Below are 1,214 nucleotides of genomic sequence, written 5' to 3'. Positions count from 1 at the left end.
ACAGGCAAAAATCCGTTGGACAATCTTGTTGCGTACATTGTTGAGTACTAACATTTTGTTCTTGCCTTCCGCCACTTTGCGTTGATAGTATGTTCTCAGTTGTGGACAGTGTTGTATGGCCGACATGGCACCTAAATGTAAAAGAGATTTCACTTTCTTGTTGGCCATGTGGCTCACCTGTGGACGACCTCTGCGTTGCCCAGAGCTGCGTTCAAAGGGAACTACGCCAGCATAACAAGCAAACTTCTTGGGATCAGTTATCGTCTTAAATTCATTGGTGGTGACGATGATCTCAGCCGCTGTGGTTTGGCTAATGCCTACTACGGAGGTTACTCGCTCGAAGAGTCGATTAAGCTCCGGATCCGTTTGAGCCAGTTCAGTAATGGCATCATCAGTGGCTTTCAAGTCAGCTTTAAGGGCTTCCAAGGAGGCTCTACAGGCTTGCCGATCAGCCCTGCGATCTGCCTTGTCTAAAAAGCCTTCGGAGTCGGTCAAAGGCGTTTGTAGGATCTTGATGACTTTGACTAGCCGAGAGCGTTGGGCCGTTAAACGGTCCAGTTGTGCAATAACGGCTCTTGGAGGTGTCCATAACCGGGCCTCTTCACGGTTCTTGTAGGCAAACAGCGCAATGCGTTTGGCATCCATCCGATCGGTTTTGCCACGACTCAGACCCATACTCTCTTGGATGTGAGCGGCTCGCTCGACCCAAATGTGGGCAGAAGCGCGGTGGAGCACCTTTAAGAGAGGATTGTTGTAAATACCGGTAAACTCCAAACAGAACAGACACTGCTCAAGAGTGGCTTTAGTCTGCTTGCGAAGTTCCTTTAGAAACTGCGAAATACCCTTTTTGTCGTTGCTTACCTGCTGGAGGAATATTACCTGGTTAGCTTTAGCAACCGCAAAATCAAGGGTAGCTTTGGAGACATCAACACCAATGAAGTAGTCAAAAGTCATAACTTTACAGGGTAAAAGTGTAGAGTGGATCAACGCTTAGACACCTTCAAGACCTTGCTAATGGGCCGCGAACCCGCATTTCTATTTGAAGTCCAAGTCTAAGTATCCCAGCAGGGGCCTAAATCGATCCATAGGTTTTGCCTGGCCGAAGCGTTAAGGTGTCCCTGCTGGGGTTGGTCGCTCACTTTTTGTGAGTGGCCCTAAGTTATACGACTCGTCCTGGAATCGTACAATGAATCAAATCTAAAGGCCGAAGCGAT

General features: G+C 48.3%; 1 protein-coding gene. It reads right to left on the bottom strand.

The annotated features are described in order from the left end of the window. The coding region (locus ABD931_RS29085) for an IS110 family RNA-guided transposase (protein WP_345271644.1) at positions 1 to 954 on the bottom strand (954 nt) is incomplete at its 3' end. Between the last annotated feature and the right edge of the window lie 260 nt (positions 955 to 1,214).

Origin of the sequence: Nibrella viscosa, from assembly GCF_039541875.1 — a bacterium.
GTDB lineage: Bacteria > Bacteroidota > Bacteroidia > Cytophagales > Spirosomataceae > Nibrella > Nibrella viscosa.
The sequence above is the reverse complement of the archived record's forward strand: the minus strand, read 5'-3'. Positions and strand labels throughout refer to the sequence as shown.